Source organism: Bifidobacterium scardovii JCM 12489 = DSM 13734, from assembly GCF_001042635.1.
GTDB classification, from domain to species: domain Bacteria; phylum Actinomycetota; class Actinomycetes; order Actinomycetales; family Bifidobacteriaceae; genus Bifidobacterium; species Bifidobacterium scardovii.
Genome location: NZ_AP012331.1, coordinates 943,901 through 963,412 on the forward strand (window position 1 = coordinate 943,901; position 19,512 = coordinate 963,412).

Genomic DNA, 19,512 nt, shown 5'->3' on the forward strand with positions numbered 1-19,512 from the left:
CTTGGCCGGCGGCTATAGGCGCACGACGACCGTTGGGGAGCCGGACGGCATGTCGGCAGCGGGCGTCGGGGCGCCGTCCGGGCCGATCGCGAAGACCGTGATGCGGTCGGACACCTCATTGGCGACGAACAGCAGATTGCCGACCGCCAGAATATGACGGGGGCGGCGGCCGCCGCAGTCGACGCCTCGGCCGCGCCAGCCCGGCTTGTCCGGCGCGGCGAGACGGGCCAGTCGCACGCCGTCCCACGACAGGGCGACGATGCGTTCGGAACCGCGCAGCCCGACGTAGACGAGTCCGGCATAGGGCCGCTCGGCGGCGGGATCGGCGCCGTCGGCCGCGTGCGGCGCATCCGTGCCGGGGAGGTCCGCCCGCTCATGTCCGCGTAGAATCTGCCATGGCATAAAGGCCAGTGACGCCGCCTGATCGCTGGCATCGCCGCCAAGGTCGATCGTCTGCAGGACGCGGATGCCGTCGGCATCGTCGGTGGCGCTGCCATCGCCGGCGGTGTGCCGTGCGATGTCGTCCGGCCCCAGCAGCGTCACCGTATCGCCCCATTCGTCCACGACGGCCACGCGCCAGTCGGCCTCGTCTCCGGATCCGGACGTCTGCATCGGCAACAGATGCATGTCGCGGGGCCCGGTGCCGGGCGCCAGCCGCACCGCGCCGACGCGCACGAGCTCGCCGTCGTTCCAGTGATGCACGTAGATGCGGTCCGCGCCCAGATTGGTGGTGAGCACGCGGCCGTCGGGCAGCGGCAGCGCCCAATGCGCGTGCGGCCCCTCCTGAGCCGGCAGCGGGCCGTGGCCGGCGCCGGCAAGCACCTGCGCCGGTTCCTGCGCCGAGCCGTCGTCGGCGATCGGCAGCATGCTGACGTGGCCATCCATATAATTCGCGACGATCAGATGCTTGCGGCCCGTATCGTCGGCGGCGACGGCGGCGTGCGTCGGGCTCGAACCGCGGGACGGCACTCGGGACAGTTCGGTGAGCCGCAAGGCCCCGGAATCGGGATCGGTTCCGATCCGCAGCGTCGCGATCTCGTCGGTGTTTTCCAGCGTCGCGTACAGCAGGTCGCCGTCGCGTTCGATCCATGACGGCGACGGCACGTCGGCCAGCAGCTCGCCGTGGTGCAGCGCGAGACGCTGCTCGGCGCCGACACGGGCGGTCAGCCGCTCGATGCCGGGGCAGTGCGACCCGTTCAGCGCGCCGAAGCCGCCGGTGAGGAAGGTCATGGTCCGTGCCGCCGTGTCTGTCGTTGCCGTGGATGCCGTGTGTGCGGCCGGTGCCGCGTCGTGTTCGCTCATGCCTTCAATGTACTCCCATACGCATGAAGAAGGCATGCATCGAAAAAGGCGGGGAGGACCGCACAGGGCCTCCCCGCCTTCTTCGCGTTTGCCGTCGGCTTACGCGGCGAAGTACTCCACGCCGGCTTCGAACAGCGGCTGGTACTTGTCGCCGGGCACGTTGACGTACAGGCCGTTGCCGGAACGCTCCGAGTGGCCCATCTTGCCGAACACGCGGCCGTCGGGGCTGGTGATGCCCTCGATGGCGAGCAGCGAACCGTTCGGGTTCACGTCGAGATCCATGCCGGGCACGCCGGACTCATCCACGTACTGCGTGGCGATCTGGCCGTTGGCCTTGAGCTGGGCGAGCACCTCGTCGGAGGCCACGAAGCGGCCCTCGCCGTGGGAGACCGCGACCGTGTGGATGTCGCCGACGGCGGTGCGGGCCAGCCAGGGGGAGAGGTCCGAAGCGACGCGCGTGCGGACCAGTCGGCTCTGGTGGCGGCCGATGGTGTTGAAGGTCAGCGTCGGGCAGGCGTCGGTCATCGGCACGATGTCGCCGTACGGCACCAGACCCAGCTTGATGAGCGCCTGGAAGCCGTTGCAGATGCCGAGCATCAGGCCGTCGCGGTTCTTCAGCAGGTCGCGCACCGCTTCGGTGACGGCCGGGGCGCGGAAGAACGCGGTGATGAACTTGGCGGAGCCGTCGGGCTCGTCGCCGCCCGAGAACCCGCCGGGAATCATCACGATCTGGCTCTTGTTGATCTCCTCGACCAGCGCCTGCGTCGATTCGGCGACGGCGGCCGGCGTCAGGTTGTTGACGATGAGCGTCGACACGTCCGCGCCCGCGCGCTCGAAGGCGGCGGCCGAATCGTACTCGCAGTTGTTGCCCGGGAACACCGGGATCACCACATGAGGCTTGGCCACCGGGGAGCCGACGTACACGGTCTTCTTGCCGGCGTGGAAGTCGATGGTCTCGACGGTCTTGCCCTTGTCGGCGCCCTTGGAGCGGTACGGGAACACGGATTCGATGCCAGATTCCCACGCCTCCTGCACCTGTGCCAGATCCAGCGTCTCTCCCGCGGCCTTGAACACGTACGCGGAGGTGGTGACGCCGATCTCGCCGACCTCGACCAGGTTCGAGACGGCCGGGATCTTGGCGTCGTCCGCCAACTCGACGATGAATGAGCCGTACGCCGGCGTGAACAGGTCGTCCACGGCGATGTCGTCGTTCAGCGTCACGCCGATGCGGTTGCCGAGCGTCATCTTGAACAGGGCCTCGGCGGTGGCGCCATAGCCCGGCGTGGAGACGGCCAGCGCGTCGTGGAAGTCGGTGAGCTCCTCGACCACGGAGAACGCCTCGAGCAGCGCGTCCTTGTCCGGGGTCAGGCCATCGGCCAGATAGCGCGGCGCGATGCGCACGACGCGGTGCCCGGCGCCCTTGAACTCGGGGGAGGTGGCGCGCTTCATGTTGCCGACCGCCACGGCGAAGGAGATCAGGGTCGGCGGCACGTCGAGATCCTCGAAGCTGCCGGACATGGAATCCTTGCCGCCGATCGCGCCGGCGCCCAGATCGATCTGGGCCATCAACGCGCCGAGCACGGCGGCCGTCGGCTTGCCCCAGCGCTCCGGCTCGTCGCGCAGCTTCTCGAAGTACTCCTGGAAGCTCAGGTAGGCCTTCTCGTGCTCGAAGCCGGCCGCGACCAGCTTGGCCAGCGACTCGACCACGGACAGGTAGGCGCCCGTGAACTGGTTCTTCGACATGATGTACGGGTTGAAGCCCCACGCCATGGCCGACGCCGTGGTGGTCTCGCCGAACACCGGCAGCTTGGCGACCATCGCCATGTTCGGGGTGAGCTGGCGCCTGCCGCCGAACGGCATGAGCACGGTGCCCGCGCCGATGGTGGAGTCGAAGCGCTCCGAAAGGCCCTTGTTGGAGGCCACGTTGATGTCGGTGACCATCTTGTTCATGCGCTCGGCCAGCGTGCCCTCGCCCCACGGGGTCTCGTAGGGCCGCTGTTCCTCGACATGCACGGTCTGGTGCTTGGAGGCGCCGTTGGAGGCCAGGAACTCGCGCGACAGGTTCACGATCTTGTCGCCGTTCCAGGTCATCACCATGCGCGGGTCCTCGGTCACGGTGGCGATCACCGTGGCTTCGAGGTTCTCCTCGCGGGCGTACCCCAGGAACTCGTCGACGTCCTCGGCGGCCACGTCCACGGCCATGCGCTCCTGCGATTCGGAGATCGCGAGCTCGGTGCCGTCGAGGCCCTCGTACTTCTTGGGCACGGTGTTGAGATCGACGAACAGGCCGTCGGCCAGCTCGCCGACCGCCACGGACACGCCGCCCGCGCCGAAGTCGTTGCAGCGCTTGATCAGGCGGCAGGCGTCGCCGCGGCGGAACAGGCGCTGGAGCTTGCGTTCGACCGGGGCGTTGCCCTTCTGCACCTCGGCGCCGTCGAGTTCCAGCGACTCCACGTTGTGCGCCTTGGACGAGCCGGTGGCGCCGCCGATGCCGTCACGGCCGGTGCGGCCGCCCAGCAGGATGATTTTGTCGCCGGGAGCCGGGGTCTCGCGGCGCACATGGTCGGCCGGGGTCGCGGCCACGACCGCGCCGACCTCCATGCGCTTGGCCACGTAGCCGGGATGGTAGATCTCGTCGACCTGACCGGTGGCCAGGCCGATCTGGTTGCCGTAGGAGCTGTAGCCGGCGGCCGCGGTGGTGACGAGCTTGCGCTGGGGGAGCTTGCCCTCCAGCGTCTCGGAGACAGGCACGGTCGGGTCCGCGGCGCCGGTGACACGCATCGCTTGGTACACGTAGGAGCGGCCGGACAGGGGGTCGCGGATGCAGCCGCCGATGCAGGTGGCCGCGCCGCCGAACGGTTCGATCTCGGTGGGGTGGTTGTGGGTCTCGTTCTTGAACAGGAACAGCCAGTCCTGGTCCTCGCCGTTCACGTCGACCGTGACCTTGACGGTGCAGGCGTTGATCTCCTCGGACTCGTCCAGGCCCGTGAGGACGCCGTTCTTCTTGAGCCACTTCGCGCCGATGGTGCCCATGTCCATGAGGCACACGGGCTTGGCGTCGCGGCCCAGCTCGTGGCGCAGCTCGAGATAGCGCTCGAAGGCGGCCTTGACGGCGGCATCGTCGATGTCGACCTCGTCCAGCTCGGTGCCGAAGGTGGTGTGGCGGCAGTGGTCGGACCAGTAGGTGTCGATCACTTTGATCTCGGTGATGGTGGGCTCGCGGCCCTCCTCGCTGAAGTATTTCTGGCAGAATTCGAGGTCGGCCAGATCCATGGCCAGACCGCGCTCGTCGATGAAGCTCTGGCCGGCTTCGGCGTCCATCTCGTTGAAACCGGCGATGGTCTCGACCGTGCCGGGCACCGGCACCTGGGTCTTCAGGGTTTCCTTGGTTTCCAGGCTGGCTTCGCGGGCCTCGACCGGGTTGATCACGTAGCGCTTGATGGTGTCCGCGTCGGCGTCGGTCAGGTCGCCTTCGAGCGCGTACACCTTGGCGGAGCGGACCGTCGGGCGCTCGCCCTGGGAGATGAGCTGGATGCATTCGGCGGCGGAATCGGCCCGCTGGTCGAACTGGCCGGGCAGGAACTCGGTGGCGAAGACCTTGGCGCCCGCGAAGTCGGGCAGATCGTAGGCCACGTTGTCCACCTGCGGTTCGCTGAACACGGTGGGCACGGTCTGGTCGAACAGCTCCTGGGAGATGCCCTCGACGTCGTACCGGTTCACGATGCGCAGACCCTGAAGACCGGTCAGACCGAGGATCGTGCGCAGCTCGCCGGCGAGCTGCTGCGCCTCGATGTCAAAGCCGGGCTTCTTTTCCACGTACACGCGAAAAACCATGGAAATCCTTTCTTTTCTAAAAATGAGCTTGGCTCCCCTCTATGAGGGGCTGAGCCGTGAAGAAAACGCCAGAGGCGTTTTTTGGGCGAAGGCGAACGGCAGTGAGCCAGATTGGGTCAGCCGGAGGCTGTCCTTAATTGCAGGACGCTGTCAGCGGAGCTGACTGAGGGGAGGAATCATGGCGATGAACGTCTTGACCTCCCCTCAGTCAGCTTCGCTGACAGCTCCCCTCCAGAGGGGAGCCGGATTAGTTGTAGTAGTTACTCGGCGCGCTCGATGCCCTCGGCCTTGGCCAGGGCGGTCAGTCGGCTGTAGATCTCCTCGTAGGCGGGGATGATGTTGCCGAGGTCGCGGCGGAACAGGTCCTTGTCGAGGTGCTCGATCTTGCCGCTCTTGTCCTTCAGGTCCCACAGACGGCAGGTGTCGGGCGTGATCTCGTCGGCGAGCAGGATCGTGCCGTCGGAGGTCTTGCCTTCCTCGATCTTGAAGTCGACCAGCTGCACGTCGATCTTGGAGAAGATGTCCTTCAGGCCGTCGTTGACGGCGCGGGCGATGCGGGAGATCTCGGCCAGTTCCTCTTCGGTGGCCAGGCCCAGCGCGACGACGCCGTCGTCGTTGATGAACGGATCGCCGAGCTCGTCGGACTTCACGCAGAACTCGAGGATCGGCTTCTTGAGCGGGGTGCCCTCCTTGACGCCGTAGCGCTTGGCGAAGGAGCCGGCGGCGGTGTTGCGCATGATGATCTCAAGCGGGAACATGTCCATCTTCTTGACCAGCTGCTCGGTGTCGTTGAGGCGCTTGATGAAGTGGCTTTCCACGCCGCGGGCCTTGAGCAGGTCGAAGATCACGGAGGTGATGTGGTTGTTCAGGTTGCCCTTGCCTTCGATCTGGGCCTTCTTCTCGCCGTTGCCGGCGGTCGCCTGATTCATGTATTCGACCCAGAGCACATCCGGATCGTCGGTCGCGTACATCTTCTTGGCCTTGCCCTTGTAGAGCATTTCCAGTTTCTCCATGACTGCCTTTCAAGTTGTTCTTAAGGAGCGGAATTCTGGGTGAACTAACGCTAAAAGGGTACCAATCGAGGGCTACAACCGACACTCACGCCAGCAGGGCCTCGGCCGTGGATTGGTCGGTGACCAGTGCGGAGATGAGCCTGCCGACCAGACAGGCTCGGATCGCCGGGGTCTTCGGGGCGCCCCAGGCCACGCCGATGACCAGCGGGATGCGCTTCAGGCGTTCGATGTCGATGGATATCGTGCGGTCGCACAGTTCGGTGCGCACATGGTTGCCGTTCCCGTCGATATGATGGCCGCAGATATGCCCGACGATGCCGCGCCGGTGCAGTTCCGCGACTTTCTTCTGATCGATGTAGGCGTCGAAGATGTGCCCGGAACGCTCCGTGGTCACCGCGCCGACGCCGACGATCGCTACGTCGGCCCCGCCTCCGAGCGCCAATGCCGTGGCGATCTGCGGTTCCTTGCGCATGGCCGCCGCCAGCTCGCCGCTTGACAGGATCATCGGCACCGGCAGGATCGTGAACGTGCCGCCGATGCGGTGCGCGAGCATGCGGCAGATATCGGGGGAGTCGGTCATCGGATTGTCCGGGCTCAGCGTGCCGAGCATTTGCGCCACGTTTGATTTCGGCCAGTCGCATACCGGTATTTCGCGCACGGTCGCGGCCACTGCGCTGCCGTTGGAAACGGTGATCAGCGAATTGGGGGAGCAGGTCTCGGCGAATAGCGCGGCCGCATATCTGGGCACGATGAGTTTGGGGTCCTCGCCCGGTTTCACCTCGGCCACGCGCGCGTATCTCAGCCCGTATTTGTTCACCAGCCCGCGCTCCAGCGTGCGTATGCGTTCCAGCGTATGCCCGATGGTGATATGCACGATGCCGAGGTCGCGGGATTCCTTGAGCAGGCGGGAGACGGTCGGTCGGGAATAGCCGATCTCCTTGGCGATCTCGGCCTGCGTCCTGTCTTCCAGATAGTAGGCGCGCGCGACCCGGAGCATCAGATCGATGTGCTTCCGTGACGTTGCGGTCGCGATTATGGAGTCATCGTTGAACATATGTTCATCTTATTGCCGGACTCGGTAACTGTGCAAGTGGACAAAGCGTTACGCAAATATGGAAAGTCAAGCGATTTTCGGTCTTCCTTGGTTGCGAGCAAAGGTGTGCGTGAACATCTGTTCATCAGGTGTCTGGAATCGGCGCGATGTCGGCCGTAGATTGTGAATCGTCAGCAGGCCGCGGGGCGAGCCCAAGGCCAAACCACAACCTCGAGTAAAGGTAACAAGGACAAAGGAGTACCATCATGGCATTCGCACGTACGATTTTCGGTGACGTCGACCCCAGCACCCTCGGTGTGGTGGATTGCCACGACCATCTGATCCGCGTGGGCGCAGGCGAGGTCTACATCGACGGCGACCACCAGCTCGATTCCGTCGAGAAGGCCATCGAGGAGGGCGGCTACTTCGCCGAGGCCTCCAGGAAGTGGAGCCCCAACGGCGGCACTGTGGTGGACATGTGCCCGATCAACTGCGGCCGCGACCTCGACAAGCTGGCCGAAGTGACCAAGGCGGTCGACGGCCTGCAGGTCATCGCCGCCACCGGTTTCCATCGCGAGCATGTCTACCTGGAGACCCAGTCCCACTGGATCAACCGCTACGGCGTGGACAAGGTCGCCGAGCTGGTCATCGCCGACATCCGCGAAGGCATCGACAGGAACGACTACTCCGGCCCCATCGTCGATCGCACCCCGTACAAGGCCGGTGTGATCAAGGTCGGCACCGCCTACGGCAAGATCACCAAGTTCGAGTGCAAGTGCATGGAGGCCGCCGCCATCGCCGCCATCGAAACCGGCTGCCCGATCAACACGCACACCACCTACGGCACCTGCGGCCTCGAGCAGGCCGAAGGCTTCCTCGAGCTCGGCGTGCCGGCCAACCAGATCGCCATCGGCCACATTCAGCGCAACGCCGACGTGTACTACCTTGAGCAGATTCTCAAGCTCGGCGTCTACCTGGAGATCGACGGCACCAACCGCATCAAGTACCAGCCGGATTCCAACCGCATGATGGAGCTCAAGGCCTTCTACGAGGACGGCTTCGCCGACCGCATCCTGCTGGGCACCGATTCCGGCAAGCGCGGCTACCAGAAGGCGTACGGCGCCACCTCCGGCGTGGACTACAACCCGGCCGTCGACGGCCCGCGCATGGTCGATGAGGGCTTCGACCGCGAATACATCGACAAGCTGCTCATGAAGAACGCCCAGGAGTTCTTCACCTTCAAGAAGGAAGGCTGACCGGCCATGACGGAACAGTCTGCATGCAAGATTGCCCAGCCGCGTCTGCAGATCGCGCTCGACACCACCGATATGCCGAGCGCGCTGCGCCCGCTCAACGCCGCCATCGACCAGATCGACGTCATCGAATGCGGCACGATCCTGATTATCGCCGAAGGGCTGCGCGCGGTGCGCGAGATTCGCGCCCTGTACCCGGACAAGACGATTCTGGCCGATGTGCGCATCGCGGAGGCCGGCGCGCTGATCGCCCGCAACTGCTTCGAGGCCGGGGCGAACTGGGTGTCCGTGGTGGCCGGGGCTTCGCTGACCACCGTGGAACAGGTCGTGAAGGTGGCCGACGAGTTCGGCGGCGAAGTGCAGATCGAGCTCGGCGAAGACTATGACGCCGCCAAGGCGCGCAAGTGGAAGGAACTCGGCGCCAAGCACGTCATCGTCCACCGTTCGCGCGATGCGGAGGTCGCCGGCACGCTGACCTGGGGTCCGGACGACGTGGAGCGTATCAGGGAGCTTCACGCGATGGGCTTCACGGTCACCGTCACCGGAGGCGTGAACGTCAAGGATCTGCCGTTCTTCGCCGGAGCGCCGGTCGGCGTGGTCATCTCGGGCCGCGGCATCGTCAAGGCCGACGACCCGCTTGCCGCGGCCACCGAGCTCAAAGCCACGATCCGCGAAGTCTGGCCTGATTGATCTGTTGGCTCCCCTCCCTGAGGGGAGCTGTCAGCGAAGCCGACTGAGGGGAGCCCCATAACGAATAATGCTCCCCTCACCAAGGAGGGGACCGATTCGTCGGCCCCCCCCCAAAAAAAATGGGGCATCCCCCTGTCCGGGGATGCCCCATGGCGAAAACCCTTACAAGAATTTTCATTACCATCATAGTCACAAGGAAGTGCGACATGACCGCATCCACCCCTAAATACGACCTCTCCACCATCGGCGAAGGCCAGATCCGACTCACCGTCGAGCGTGGCGAACGACTGATGTTCACCCGTTCCGTGCATATGAATCCGGCCTGTTCCGAAGCCAACGTGGCCGGCCTGCTCAGCCAGCTCGGACGCAATACCCTATGGACCAGCTCCCTGCCCGAAGGCGATCTCGGCGACTACATCCTGTCCGAATACCGCTCCGTCGGCGTGCACATGGATGCCATGGTCCGCCGCCCCGGCGGCCGCACCGCCCTGTACTTCATGGAGCCGGGCGAATACCCGATGCCGGCCAACGTGATCTACGACCGTGAATGGACCACCTTCCGCGCCACCGGCATCGACGACTATGACTGGGACGAGATCCTCGACGCCAAGGTCATCTTCCTGACCGGCATCACCGCCGCCCTGACCGACACCACCGCCGAAGTGGTGCGCTACGCCGCCGACGAGGCCGTCAAGCGCGGCGTCGAGGTCATCCTCGACGTCAACTTCCGCCGCAAGCTGTGGAGCGGCGAAAAGGCGCGCGAGGTGCTCGAACCCATCGCCGGCGAGGCGACCGTGCTGTTCTGCTCCATCGCCGATGCCGAAAAGGTCTTCGGCATCACCGGCACCCCCGAAGAAGTCACCGCCGAATTGCAGAACCGCTTCGGCTGCAAGTACGTCGTCTCCACCAACCACACCGACGGCCCGTACCTGCGCGGTCGCGAAGGCTTCTATCCCTACCGCACCACGCCGGTCAACGTCATCGACCGTCCGGGCGCGGGCGATTCCTTCGTGTCCGCCACCATCCATGGCTACCTGTCCGGCGACATCCGCGAGGGTGTGAAGTGGGGGCAGTACGCCTCCAAGGTGGCGCTCACCCACAAGGGCGATTTGACCCGCGTGCGCCCCGGCGAGCTCGACATTCCGCTCGGCACCGACATCGACCGCTGAGGTGAACAGGCATGACCGCATCGACTTCAACCCCGAACGCCGCCGCTGCGAACGCTGGCCTCACCGCCTACGAGCAGATTGATTCGCGCCCGCTCACCGGCCACCAGAAAAGCCTCGTCGCGCTCGCCGTAATCGGCAACATCGCCGAATTCTTCGACATCTTCATGGTCGGCTTCGTTATTTCTTTGCTGACCGGAGCGTGGAACCTGACCGGCATGCAGGCCGGCATCATCACCTCCTGCACCGGTCTGGGCACCGTCATCGGCTCGATTCTGTGGGGCCGCATGTCCGACCGCATCGGCCGGCGCGCCTCCTTCCGCTGCTGCGTGCTGTTCTTCCTCGTATTCACCATACTCACCCTGTTCATTCCCGAAGGCGGCTGGTACTTCTACGCGATCTGCCGCGTCGGCGTGGGCATGGGCGTTGGCGGGCTCAACATCACCTCCATTCCCTATGTGCAGGAATTCGTGCCGACCAAGCAGCGCGGCCTGCTCTCCGGGCTGGCCTCCGTGTTCATTCCGATGGGTCTGCTGCTCGGCTCGATTTGCCAGCGCATCGTGGGCGACAACTGGCGCGTGCTCGTCTCGCTGAGCCTGGTATCCGTGCTGCTGCTGGTGTGGATTCACTTCGTGCCGGAATCGCCGCGCTTCTACCTGCTGCACGGCCAGCCGGACAAGGCGCGCCAATCGCTGGCCTGGGCGCTGGACGTGCCGGAATCGCAAGTCGGTGCATTGCCGCAGGTCAAGGCCGAGCGCAAAGCCTCCTACGGCGAGCTGTTCGCGCACCACCTGCGCCCGCTGGTCATCGTCTCGCTGGGCTCGTTCTGCTTCATCCTGGGCAGCTTCGCCATCCAATCGTGGGGCCAGACCCTGCTGAAGGACGGATTCGGATTCGATACGGAGATGGTCGCCTACCTGTTCATGGGCGTGGCCGTGGCCGATTGCCTTGGACGATTCGGCTCCGCGTGGCTTGCCGACCGCATCGGCCGCCGCTGGACGATGTTCCTCTACGGCATGATCGGCGCTGCGGCCTGTTTCGCCGCCGTGTTCTTCCACGGCTCCGGCTGGGCGTTCTATATCGAGGTGCTCGTCATCATGATGTTCGCCGATGGCGTGTTCGGCATCATCAACGCCTTCGGCTCCGAGCAATTCTCGAATGACGTGCGTTCCACCGGCATCGGACTCGGCTACGGCCTTGGCGCCATCGCCAAGATCGTCGGGCCGTCGCTGATGGGCGTGCTGGTGGGCGGCAGCGCGGTTTCGCAGAACATCAGCCTGAGCGTCATCACCACCGCGTTCACCTTCTTCGGATGCTGCCTGGTGCTCGGCGCGATTATCTACCTCTTCGCCCGCGAAACCAAGGGCAAGAACCTCGAATCCCTGTGACGGCTGCGGCGGCTACGCCTGCTGTGGCCAGGCACCGCAGCCACCGTTACCGGGATCCGGTTTGTACAGATTTGACCGCGGCCCGTGCGATTCGGATACGACGTTACGGAAGGTCTGGGTGAACACTACCTTATCCAAGGCGGTTCCGGACCACGCGGGCCGCAGCCATCATGTGTTGTGATTTGTTGCGCACATTGCTGTGCGTTTGATATTCAAGAACGTAAGGACACGATTATGACCGTCAATGCTGTTGGCATTTATGAGAAGGCTCTGCCGACCGGCCTGAGCTGGGAGGAGACCTTCGACCTCGTTCACGAACTCGGCTTCAACTTCCTGGAGTTCTCCGTGGACGAGAGCGATGAACGGCTTGCCCGCCTCGACTGGACCGAGGCCGAGCGCGCCGCCTTCCGCGAGGCGATGTGGAAAACCGGCTCACGCATCAATACGCTGATGCTTTCCGGCCACCGCCGCTTTCCGCTCGGCTCCGCCGATCCGGCCGTGCGGGGCAAAGCCCTGGAGATGATGGACAAGGCCATCGACCTGGCCGTTGACCTGGGCGTGCGCAATATCCAAATGGCCGGATACGACGTGTACTACGAGCCGAAAACCGAATCGAGCCGCGAGTGGTTCATCGAGAACCTGCGGACCTGCGTGGACATGGCCGCCAAGAAAATGGTGATGCTGTCCATCGAAACCATGGACGATCCGTTCCTCAACTCGCTGAGCAAGGTCGATTATCTGAAAACTCAGATCCACAGCCCGTTCCTGCAGGCGTATCCGGACGTCGGCAACCTGACCGCCTGGCCGGAAAACGACGTGGCGCACGAAATCGAATCGAATATCGACAATATCGTCGCCGTGCATCTGAAGGACACCAAACCGGTCACCGCCGATTTCCCCGGCCAGTTCAAGGAGGTGCCGTTCGGCGACGGCACGGTTGACTTCGAAGCCGTGCTGCGTCTGTTCAACCGACTCGGCTACAACGGCAGCTACACCGTGGAAATGTGGACGTCCAAGGCCGCCGACCCCATCGCCGAAGTCACAGCCTCCAAAGCCTACTTCGACGGACTCTTCGAGCGGGTAGGCATCACCCAGGAACCCATCCTGCGCAAAGCCGCATAATCCCGCCTTGGGCGCGGTCCGGCTCCCCTCGCCAAGGGGAGCTCCCGGCCAAGCCGGATGGGGGAGAACGACGGAAAACACCGTCGGCCGTAAGACCGCCCCCACCCATAACCGAATGCAAGTGCAACATCAATCCATCCGCAAGTGGAAAGGAAATCCAATAATGGCAACTTTGGCTGATTACGGTCCTGAGGTCCGTGCCGAGGTCAAGCAGGTGCGCGAGGTCGTGGCGGCCCTGCACGAGCAGTTGATCAAGTGGAATCTGGTCGTGTGGACCGCGGGTAACGTGTCGCAGCGCCTGCACACCGCCGACCTGATGGTGATCAAGCCCTCGGGCCTGCGCTATGAGTACCTGACCCCGTCCTCCATGGTCGTGTGCGATCTGGACGGCAATGTGGTCGACGGCGCCGAGGCCCCGTCCTCGGATACCGCGTCGCACGCGTACATCTACCGCAACATGCCGGACGTGTACGGCGTGGTGCACACGCATTCCACGTATGCGACCGCGTGGGCGGCGACGGGTCAGAACATTCCGTGCGGTCTGACGATGATGGGTGACGAGTTTGGTGGCCCGGTGCCGGTTGGCCCGTTCCGTCTGATCGGTTCCGAGGCGATCGGCGAGGGTGTCGTCGAGACGTTGAAGAAGTATCCGAAGTCTCCGGCGGTGCTGATGCAGAATCATGGTCCGTTCACGATCGGCAAGGATGCCGAGGGTGCGGTCAAGGCTGCGGCGATGACCGAGGAGGTCGCGCATACGATGTGGGCCGCCCGTCAGCTTGGCGACATCATCGAGATCGATCAGGCCGATATCGATAAGCTCAACGACCGCTACCAGAACGTCTACGGCCAGCACTGAAATAACGGAGCGTTATCGGCACGGTAGAAGGTTCGACGTACCTTCGTACGCCTTCACCTTCTACCGCACCGATACCGCACGCGTTGTTTCAGTGCTCCGCACTGATCTGATGAGCGCCTTCCGCGCCTTGCGGACACACGCATCAAATCAGCGCTGATCGTTTTCTGGCTCCCCTCTTTGAGGCTGTCCGTAGGCGAGGGCGAGACGAGAGTCGAGCAAAGAATCTGCAAGCGAAGCTTTGTCGGTAATTGCGGCGAGCTGGCGGCGAAGCCGACTGAGGGGAGCAATACGAAAGCCCCTCACCCACTACCGGTGACAGCCCTCCTCAACGAGGGGAGCCTTGCTGAACGTACAGAATCTATCCTTCCACGGTCAGCGTGTCATAGGTCTCCTCATCGAACAGCCAGACGCTGTTGGGGTGGCGGAGTCGGCCGTCATTGGCCAGCACGATCAGCTCGTCGCCGGTCGTGTAGCCTTCCGGCATGAAGGTGTCTACTGAGTCGCATTCGAACCAGACCTTGATATCGTCTCCCGCCGAGTAATCACCGTATCGAACGTCCAGCAAATGCGCGTTGAACGTGACCCTCCGTCCGGAAGACGATCGTTTCGGTTCGCTCAACGTCGCCTTGGCAATCAGATCGGGCTTGACGTCATCGATATACGCCTGCGGGGTGTCATAGCTATTGGCGTAACTGATCGCACAGGTCGCCTGCGTGCCGTTGCCCTGAGCCGTCGGTTTCTCGCATCCCGCGGCCGGCAACAGCATCGCCAGCAACGCCATGATGGCAAGTATTCGTCTCATCCGCATGATGCGCTCCTTTGCGCCGCGATTCTGGACCGTATTGCTTTCCATCATAGAGGTGCCGGCACTGTTGGAGATCCGATGCCGTCATTGCCGTGACACGCTTACGGCGCTTATGGCGCGCTGCCGTTCCGGACGGCGGGATGTTCATCAATAGACAAAACATGGGTCTTCGGCCGCTCACGCACGATAATGGGAGTGACGATGCATGCAGCAAGGAGGTTCGTCATGATCGATCATATTGGGCTGTTTGTCGCCGATGCCGCGAAGCGAGCGGATTTCTATGAGAAGCTGTTGGCTCCGCTGGGCTACGTGAAGAAGGCGGCCTATCCGACCGCCGTGTGCTTCGCCAACGACGAGGACGGCGACAGCATCTGGGTGGAGTCCCCGAAGGACGGCGAGCCGGTGGTGCCGAGCCATGTGGCGTTCCGCGCCAAGGATGAGGCCGCCGTCAAGGCGTTCCATGAAGCTGGTCTGGCGGCGGGCGGCACCGACAACGGCGCGCCCGGCCCTCGCCCGAACTATGGCCCCACGTACTACGCCGCGTTCATCCACGACCCGGACGGCAACAACATCGAGGCCATGCTCAGCTGATGACAGCCGGCGAAAGCTGACGGAGCCGGCTGCCGGCAACCGGCGAAAGCCATAAAAAACCATGCGGGGCCGGCTCCTTCATCCTGTGGGAGCCGGCCCCGTTTTTTCGTTGGCGTTACCGCACGGTGGCTACCGCACGGTGATCGTCAGCGCATCGGCCACGCGCCCTGCCTTGGACCGCGCTTCGGCCTCGGATGCGTCGACGGCCAGGGCCACTGCCATGCGGCGGTGGCCGTGCACCTCGGGCTTGGCGAAGATGCGCAGATCCGTGCCGGGTTCGGCCAAGGCCGCAGCCACGTCGGCGAACTCGGCCTCACCGTCGCCGGCCACCACGATCGCGTGGCTGGCGGCCACCGAACCGGCGGGAATGCCCAGCGCCACATGCTCGGGGCCGATCGGCAGCCCCAGGATCGCGCGCGCGTGCAGCGCGAACTCGCTGAGACGCTGGGACGCCATCGTCACCATGCCCGTGTCGTGCGGGCGGGGGGACACCTCATTGAACAGGATCGATCCGTCAGTGAGCACGAACAGCTCCACGCCGAACACGCCCCATCCGGTTTCGCCGGTCGCCCGGGCCTTGGCCACCAGCCCCTCGACCGCGGCGCGCGCGATATCCTGCGCGCGTTCCGCCTCGTCGCCGGGTTCGACGGCCGGCTGCCAGGACTCGCGGTAATCGCCGCTCTCTTGGCGCTGCCCGATCGGCGCGCACGTCACGATGCCAGCGGACGAGGAAACGGTCAGTACCGTCAGCTCGCGTTCCAGAGGCGCCAGCGCCTCGACGATCACGCGCGACACATCGCCCTCGTCGGCGGCGCGCCGGCCTTCCTGGGCCTCGACCCATGCGGCGTCGATCGCCTCGGGCGAACGCACGATCGACTGGCCGTGCCCCGACGAGCTCATCACCGGCTTGACCACGCACGGGTAGCCGACGGCCGTCGCCCCGGCGCGAAGCTCCTCCGGCGAGCCGGCGAAACGATACGGTGTGGTCGGCAGCCCAAGCTCTTCATGCGCAAGCACGCGCAGGCGCTCGCGGTCCATGCAGATCGCCGCGATCTCGGCGCTCGGCACCACCTGTATGCCGTGGGAGGCCGCATCGGCCAGCTCGGTCGTGGCGATCGCCTCGACCTCCGGCACGATGATGTCCGGGTGCACGTCGTCGAACAGCGCGCGCAGCTGAGCGGCGTCGGCCATATCGAGCACGCGCGCCTCATGCGCCACCTGTTGCGCCGGCGCGCCCGGGTATGAGTCGGCCGCGCACACCCACGCGCCGAGCCGCATCAGTTCGATCGCGACTTCCTTGCCCAGCTCGCCGGACCCGAGGAACAGCACGCGCGTCGGATGCGACCCCAGCGGCGTGCCGAGCACGCGGCCCGCGGTGGCGGGCATGCGCTTCGCATCGGCGTCGACGGCGATCGGGGAGGATTCCATGGGGGAGGAGGGACGGGCAACGTTCATCTCAGTCATAGTTGTATTGTGCCATCGAGGGGATACCTCAGCGGGGTCGGCCGCGTCCGGAATGCCGGGCGAAGGAACCGGATAATGGTCGAATCGTGGCGATATGTCTGAAAAGGCCCGGCCGAAGCGGGGTTAGGATGGAGCAATGCTTGAAAACGGGAACGAAGGCAATGGCGGCCTTCCGGAAATCGACCGGCCCCTGACCATCGTATTGGTCATGGACACCATCGGCAATCAGGGCAACGGCACCTCGAACTCGGCGCTGCAATACGCCCATGAGCTGGAGCGTCAGGGCCATCATGTGCGGCTTGTCGGCATCGGCGCCCCCGAGTACCCCGCGCGCGTCAACAAGGTGCCGTTGGTCTCCTGGGTGGCGGCCAAGCAGCAGATGCAGTTCGCCGAACCGAGCGAGACGCTGTTCCGCACCGCGTTTGCGGGCGCGGATGTGGTGCACATCTATCTGCCGTTCAAATTCGGGCGCTGCGCGGCCAAGGTGGCCCGCCGCATGGGCATCGCCGTGACGGCCGGCTTCCATCTCCAGCCCGAGAACGTGACCTATTCGGCCGGGCCGATCAAATATATCCCGGGCATTTCGAACTTTTTGTATGCATTGTTCCGGCACTGGCTGTACCGCAATATCGGCCACATCCATGTGCCGACCGAGATGATCGCCGGCCAGCTGCGCGCGCATGGGTACACGGCGAAGCTGCATGTGATCTCCAACGGCTACGTGCCGCGGTTCACGCCCAAGCGGCAGTGCCGGGCCGACGCTCCGGCGCCGGTGCCGTTCCGCATCGTGGCCTCGGGGCGCCTGAGCCATGAGAAGGACCATATCACGCTGATCAAGGCGATCGCCCGATGCCGCCATGCCAAGGACATCGAGCTGACGATCTGCGGCACCGGCCCGTTGCGGCGCTATCTGCGATTCCGCGCGAAGATGCTGCTGTCGCGCCCGGCGTCGATCGGCTTCCACAAGAACGCGGAGATGCCGGCGCTGCTGCGCTCCTGCGACCTGTTCGTGCATCCTTCGATCGTGGATATCGAATCGCTGAGCGTGATCGAAGGCATGGCCTCCGGCTTGGTGCCGGTGATCGCGTCGGCCGAATTGAGCGCGGCCGGGCAGTTCGCGCTGCTCGACGAGTCGTTGTTCCCCGCGCATGACACGGTGACGCTGGCTCGCCGCATCGACTGGTGGATCGACCATCCGGCCGAGCTGGCCGAGTGGGGCGCGCGTTACGCCGCTCATACCAAGGCCCACTATTCGGTGGAGGCGTCGGTCGCGCAATTCGTGGCGATGGAGCGCGAGGCCATCGCGGACAATGCGCGCGATGCGCGGTGAACGGGGCAGCTGCGGACGGGAAGGATGCCGCCGCCCGGGCTTAGGGCGTCTCAGGGCGTCTCAGGGCGTCTCAGAGCAGCGCGAGCAACTCGTCCACCTGCTCGTCGGTGGTCGACCAGCTGGTGCAAATGCGCATCACGGTGTGCGTGTCGTCGGCCTGCTCCATGAATCCGAGACGCACGCCGGCCTCCAGCCGTTCGCGGGTCGGCTGGTCGAGCGTGATGAAGATCTGGTTGGTCGGCGCGTCGAAGGTGAGCGTATAGCCCTTGGCTGTGAGCGCTGCGCGGATCCGGTCGGCCGCCGTGTTCGCGTTGCGCGCGATGCGCTGGTACAGGTCGTCGGTGAACAGCGTGTCGAACTGCAGCCCGAGCAGCCAGCCCTTGGCCAGCAGCGCGCCGTGCTGCTTGATGAGCGTCAGGAAATGCTTCGGCGTGCCACTGAACGCGCCGTGGTTGGTGAAGACGACGGCCTCGCCGAACAGGGCGCCGACCTTGGTGCCGCCGATGTAGAACACGTCGGCGATGCGGGCCAGATCGGGAAGCGTCACGTCGTTGCCGGTGGCGGTGAGCGCATAGCCGAGGCGGGCGCCGTCCACGAACAGCGGCATGTCGTACTTGTGCGCGGTCTCGGCGATCGCCTCCAGCTCGGCGAGCGTGTACAGCGTGCCGTATTCGGTCGGCTGCGAGATGTAGACGCTGCCGGGGAACACCATGTGCTCGTAGTTGCCGTCGCCGTAGAACGTGGCGCAGTAGCGGTCGAGCTCGTCGGCGTTGATCTTGCCGTTGTGATGGGGGAGCGTGAGCACCTTGTGCCCGGTCGCCTCGATGGCGCCGGCTTCATGCACGTTCACGTGCCCGCTCGCCGCCGCGACGACGCCGGCGTACTGCGGGGTGATGGAGTCGATGACCGTCTGGTTGGTCTGCGTGCCGCCGACCAGGAACCACACGTCCGCATCGGGGGCGCCGCAGGCCTCGCGGATCCTGCCCTTGGCGGACGCGCACAGCTCGTCCGAGCCGTAGCCGGGGAACTGCGTGGCGTTCGTCTCGGCGAGGCGCGCGATGATGTCGGGGCATGCCCCGCACGAATAGTCGTTTTCGAAGGACAGCATGGTGACTCCTTGATTGCACTGACTCCAGTGGATACCCCAGCCGAGCCTACCCCGAACGATAGCGCGACGCGGGGGAGCGCCCCCACACGATGCGTGTGATGCATGGCGTGTGATACGCACGATGCGCGGCGGCCGCCGATGCGCAATGACAAAACCCCGGCACCATACGGTACCGGGGTTTTCCGGGGTGGCCAACGCGGCTCGAACGCGCGACCTTCTGAACCACAATCAGATGCTCTACCAACTGAGCTATGGCCACCATTGCAGCCGATTCCAGCGGACTGGATTCGCGCAACAGATGGATACTATACACGAACCGGGGAGATATGTCACTTCCGTGTGTCGCGGTGGTGGCGGGATGTTGATAATGTTCGTTTCGCATTGTCGATATGGATGAAATGTTATATTTTGTTCATTTTATATTGAGTGGCAAAACAGTTGGGAACATTGGGATATCTTGGTGTTCGACACGCTCGCGTTTACCTGGATTAATGGGTATAATTACAAGTGAAGGCCGGAGTTGCGAATCAACAGGGGATCCTGAGGAAAGCAACGAA

Annotated in this window: 15 protein-coding genes and 1 tRNA gene; 8 read left to right on the forward strand and 8 right to left on the reverse strand. The window is 64.6% G+C overall.

Features of this window, described 5'->3' with window-relative positions; all coding sequences use genetic code 11:
* Window positions 1-12 precede the first annotated feature (12 nt).
* From BBSC_RS03890 to BBSC_RS03905, 4 genes are all read right to left on the reverse strand, one after another.
* Window positions 13-1,302 (reverse strand): lactonase family protein, encoded by a 1,290-nt coding sequence (locus BBSC_RS03890; RefSeq protein ID WP_231649033.1) that lies wholly within the window; start codon window positions 1,300-1,302, stop codon window positions 13-15.
* 99 nt (window positions 1,303-1,401) lie between these two features.
* Window positions 1,402-5,136, reverse strand: coding sequence for a phosphoribosylformylglycinamidine synthase (locus BBSC_RS03895; protein ID WP_033518200.1), 3,735 nt, complete (start codon window positions 5,134-5,136; stop codon window positions 1,402-1,404).
* Between the two features lie 260 nt (window positions 5,137-5,396).
* Window positions 5,397-6,149: a phosphoribosylaminoimidazolesuccinocarboxamide synthase gene (gene purC, locus BBSC_RS03900; protein ID WP_033518199.1), complete on the reverse strand. Its 753-nt coding sequence runs from the start codon at window positions 6,147-6,149 to the stop codon at window positions 5,397-5,399.
* Between the two features lie 85 nt (window positions 6,150-6,234).
* The gene (locus BBSC_RS03905; protein ID WP_033518197.1) at window positions 6,235-7,203 is read right to left on the reverse strand and encodes a sugar-binding transcriptional regulator; all 969 of its coding nucleotides are present in this window, start codon (window positions 7,201-7,203) and stop codon (window positions 6,235-6,237) included.
* A 245-nt stretch (window positions 7,204-7,448) separates the two neighbouring features.
* Between BBSC_RS03905 and BBSC_RS03910 the strand changes: the two genes are divergently transcribed.
* From BBSC_RS03910 to BBSC_RS03935, 6 genes are all read left to right on the forward strand, one after another.
* Entirely contained in the window at window positions 7,449-8,438 is a 990-nt protein-coding gene (locus tag BBSC_RS03910; protein ID WP_033518195.1) for a phosphotriesterase family protein, read from the forward strand.
* A gap of 6 nt (window positions 8,439-8,444) precedes the next feature.
* Complete coding sequence (locus BBSC_RS03915; RefSeq protein ID WP_033518193.1) at window positions 8,445-9,125, forward strand: 3-dehydro-L-gulonate-6-phosphate decarboxylase; 681 nt, start codon at window positions 8,445-8,447, stop codon at window positions 9,123-9,125.
* Window positions 9,126-9,331: 206 nt separating this feature from the next.
* Window positions 9,332-10,294: a sugar kinase gene (locus BBSC_RS03920; RefSeq protein ID WP_033518191.1), complete on the forward strand. Its 963-nt coding sequence runs from the start codon at window positions 9,332-9,334 to the stop codon at window positions 10,292-10,294.
* 11 nt (window positions 10,295-10,305) lie between these two features.
* Window positions 10,306-11,679: an MFS transporter gene (locus tag BBSC_RS03925; RefSeq protein ID WP_033518189.1), complete on the forward strand. Its 1,374-nt coding sequence runs from the start codon at window positions 10,306-10,308 to the stop codon at window positions 11,677-11,679.
* A 234-nt stretch (window positions 11,680-11,913) separates the two neighbouring features.
* Window positions 11,914-12,801, forward strand: a complete 888-nt coding sequence (locus BBSC_RS03930; RefSeq protein ID WP_033518187.1) for an L-ribulose-5-phosphate 3-epimerase — start codon at window positions 11,914-11,916, stop codon at window positions 12,799-12,801.
* A 163-nt stretch (window positions 12,802-12,964) separates the two neighbouring features.
* Window positions 12,965-13,657 carry an L-ribulose-5-phosphate 4-epimerase gene (locus BBSC_RS03935; protein ID WP_033520096.1) on the forward strand — a complete coding sequence of 231 codons (693 nt, stop codon included), beginning with the start codon at window positions 12,965-12,967 and terminating at the stop codon, window positions 13,655-13,657.
* 358 nt (window positions 13,658-14,015) lie between these two features.
* Here BBSC_RS03935 and BBSC_RS03940 read toward each other — a convergent pair whose 3' ends face one another.
* Window positions 14,016-14,465, reverse strand: a complete 450-nt coding sequence (locus BBSC_RS03940) for a hypothetical protein (protein WP_144414407.1) — start codon at window positions 14,463-14,465, stop codon at window positions 14,016-14,018.
* Window positions 14,466-14,687: 222 nt separating this feature from the next.
* Between BBSC_RS03940 and BBSC_RS03945 the strand changes: the two genes are divergently transcribed.
* Window positions 14,688-15,053, forward strand: a complete 366-nt coding sequence (locus BBSC_RS03945; protein WP_033518534.1) for a VOC family protein — start codon at window positions 14,688-14,690, stop codon at window positions 15,051-15,053.
* Between the two features lie 129 nt (window positions 15,054-15,182).
* On the opposite strand, the gene purT is transcribed toward BBSC_RS03945, so the two are convergent.
* Window positions 15,183-16,481, reverse strand: coding sequence for a formate-dependent phosphoribosylglycinamide formyltransferase (gene purT / locus BBSC_RS03950; RefSeq protein WP_046726082.1), 1,299 nt, complete (start codon window positions 16,479-16,481; stop codon window positions 15,183-15,185).
* Window positions 16,482-16,653: 172 nt separating this feature from the next.
* Between purT and BBSC_RS03955 the strand changes: the two genes are divergently transcribed.
* On the forward strand, window positions 16,654-17,847 hold the full coding sequence (locus BBSC_RS03955; RefSeq protein WP_033518536.1) for a glycosyltransferase: 1,194 nt from the start codon (window positions 16,654-16,656) through the stop codon (window positions 17,845-17,847).
* A gap of 70 nt (window positions 17,848-17,917) precedes the next feature.
* Here the strand turns inward: BBSC_RS03955 and BBSC_RS03960 are convergent, their stop codons facing one another.
* Window positions 17,918-18,955, reverse strand: coding sequence for a threonine aldolase family protein (locus BBSC_RS03960; RefSeq protein WP_033518537.1), 1,038 nt, complete (start codon window positions 18,953-18,955; stop codon window positions 17,918-17,920).
* 186 nt (window positions 18,956-19,141) lie between these two features.
* Window positions 19,142-19,214: transfer RNA gene (locus tag BBSC_RS03965), tRNA-His, on the reverse strand.
* Window positions 19,215-19,512: the final 298 nt, after the last annotated feature.

Coding starts and splice junctions, on each gene's coding strand:
- BBSC_RS03930 (WP_033518187.1), top strand. CDS start 11,914: ATGACCGTCAATGCTGTTGGCATTTATGAGAAGGCTCTGCCGACCGGC.
- BBSC_RS03910 (WP_033518195.1), top strand. CDS start 7,449: ATGGCATTCGCACGTACGATTTTCGGTGACGTCGACCCCAGCACCCTC.
- BBSC_RS03935 (WP_033520096.1), top strand. CDS start 12,965: ATGGCAACTTTGGCTGATTACGGTCCTGAGGTCCGTGCCGAGGTCAAG.
- BBSC_RS03890 (WP_231649033.1), bottom strand. CDS start 1,302: ATGAGCGAACACGACGCGGCACCGGCCGCACACACGGCATCCACGGCA.
- purC (WP_033518199.1), bottom strand. CDS start 6,149: ATGGAGAAACTGGAAATGCTCTACAAGGGCAAGGCCAAGAAGATGTAC.
- BBSC_RS03895 (WP_033518200.1), bottom strand. CDS start 5,136: ATGGTTTTTCGCGTGTACGTGGAAAAGAAGCCCGGCTTTGACATCGAG.
- BBSC_RS03955 (WP_033518536.1), top strand. CDS start 16,654: ATGCTTGAAAACGGGAACGAAGGCAATGGCGGCCTTCCGGAAATCGAC.
- BBSC_RS03905 (WP_033518197.1), bottom strand. CDS start 7,203: ATGTTCAACGATGACTCCATAATCGCGACCGCAACGTCACGGAAGCAC.
- BBSC_RS03920 (WP_033518191.1), top strand. CDS start 9,332: ATGACCGCATCCACCCCTAAATACGACCTCTCCACCATCGGCGAAGGC.
- BBSC_RS03960 (WP_033518537.1), bottom strand. CDS start 18,955: ATGCTGTCCTTCGAAAACGACTATTCGTGCGGGGCATGCCCCGACATC.
- BBSC_RS03925 (WP_033518189.1), top strand. CDS start 10,306: ATGACCGCATCGACTTCAACCCCGAACGCCGCCGCTGCGAACGCTGGC.
- BBSC_RS03940 (WP_144414407.1), bottom strand. CDS start 14,465: ATGCGGATGAGACGAATACTTGCCATCATGGCGTTGCTGGCGATGCTG.
- BBSC_RS03915 (WP_033518193.1), top strand. CDS start 8,445: ATGACGGAACAGTCTGCATGCAAGATTGCCCAGCCGCGTCTGCAGATC.
- BBSC_RS03945 (WP_033518534.1), top strand. CDS start 14,688: ATGATCGATCATATTGGGCTGTTTGTCGCCGATGCCGCGAAGCGAGCG.
- purT (WP_046726082.1), bottom strand. CDS start 16,481: ATGGAATCCTCCCCGATCGCCGTCGACGCCGATGCGAAGCGCATGCCC.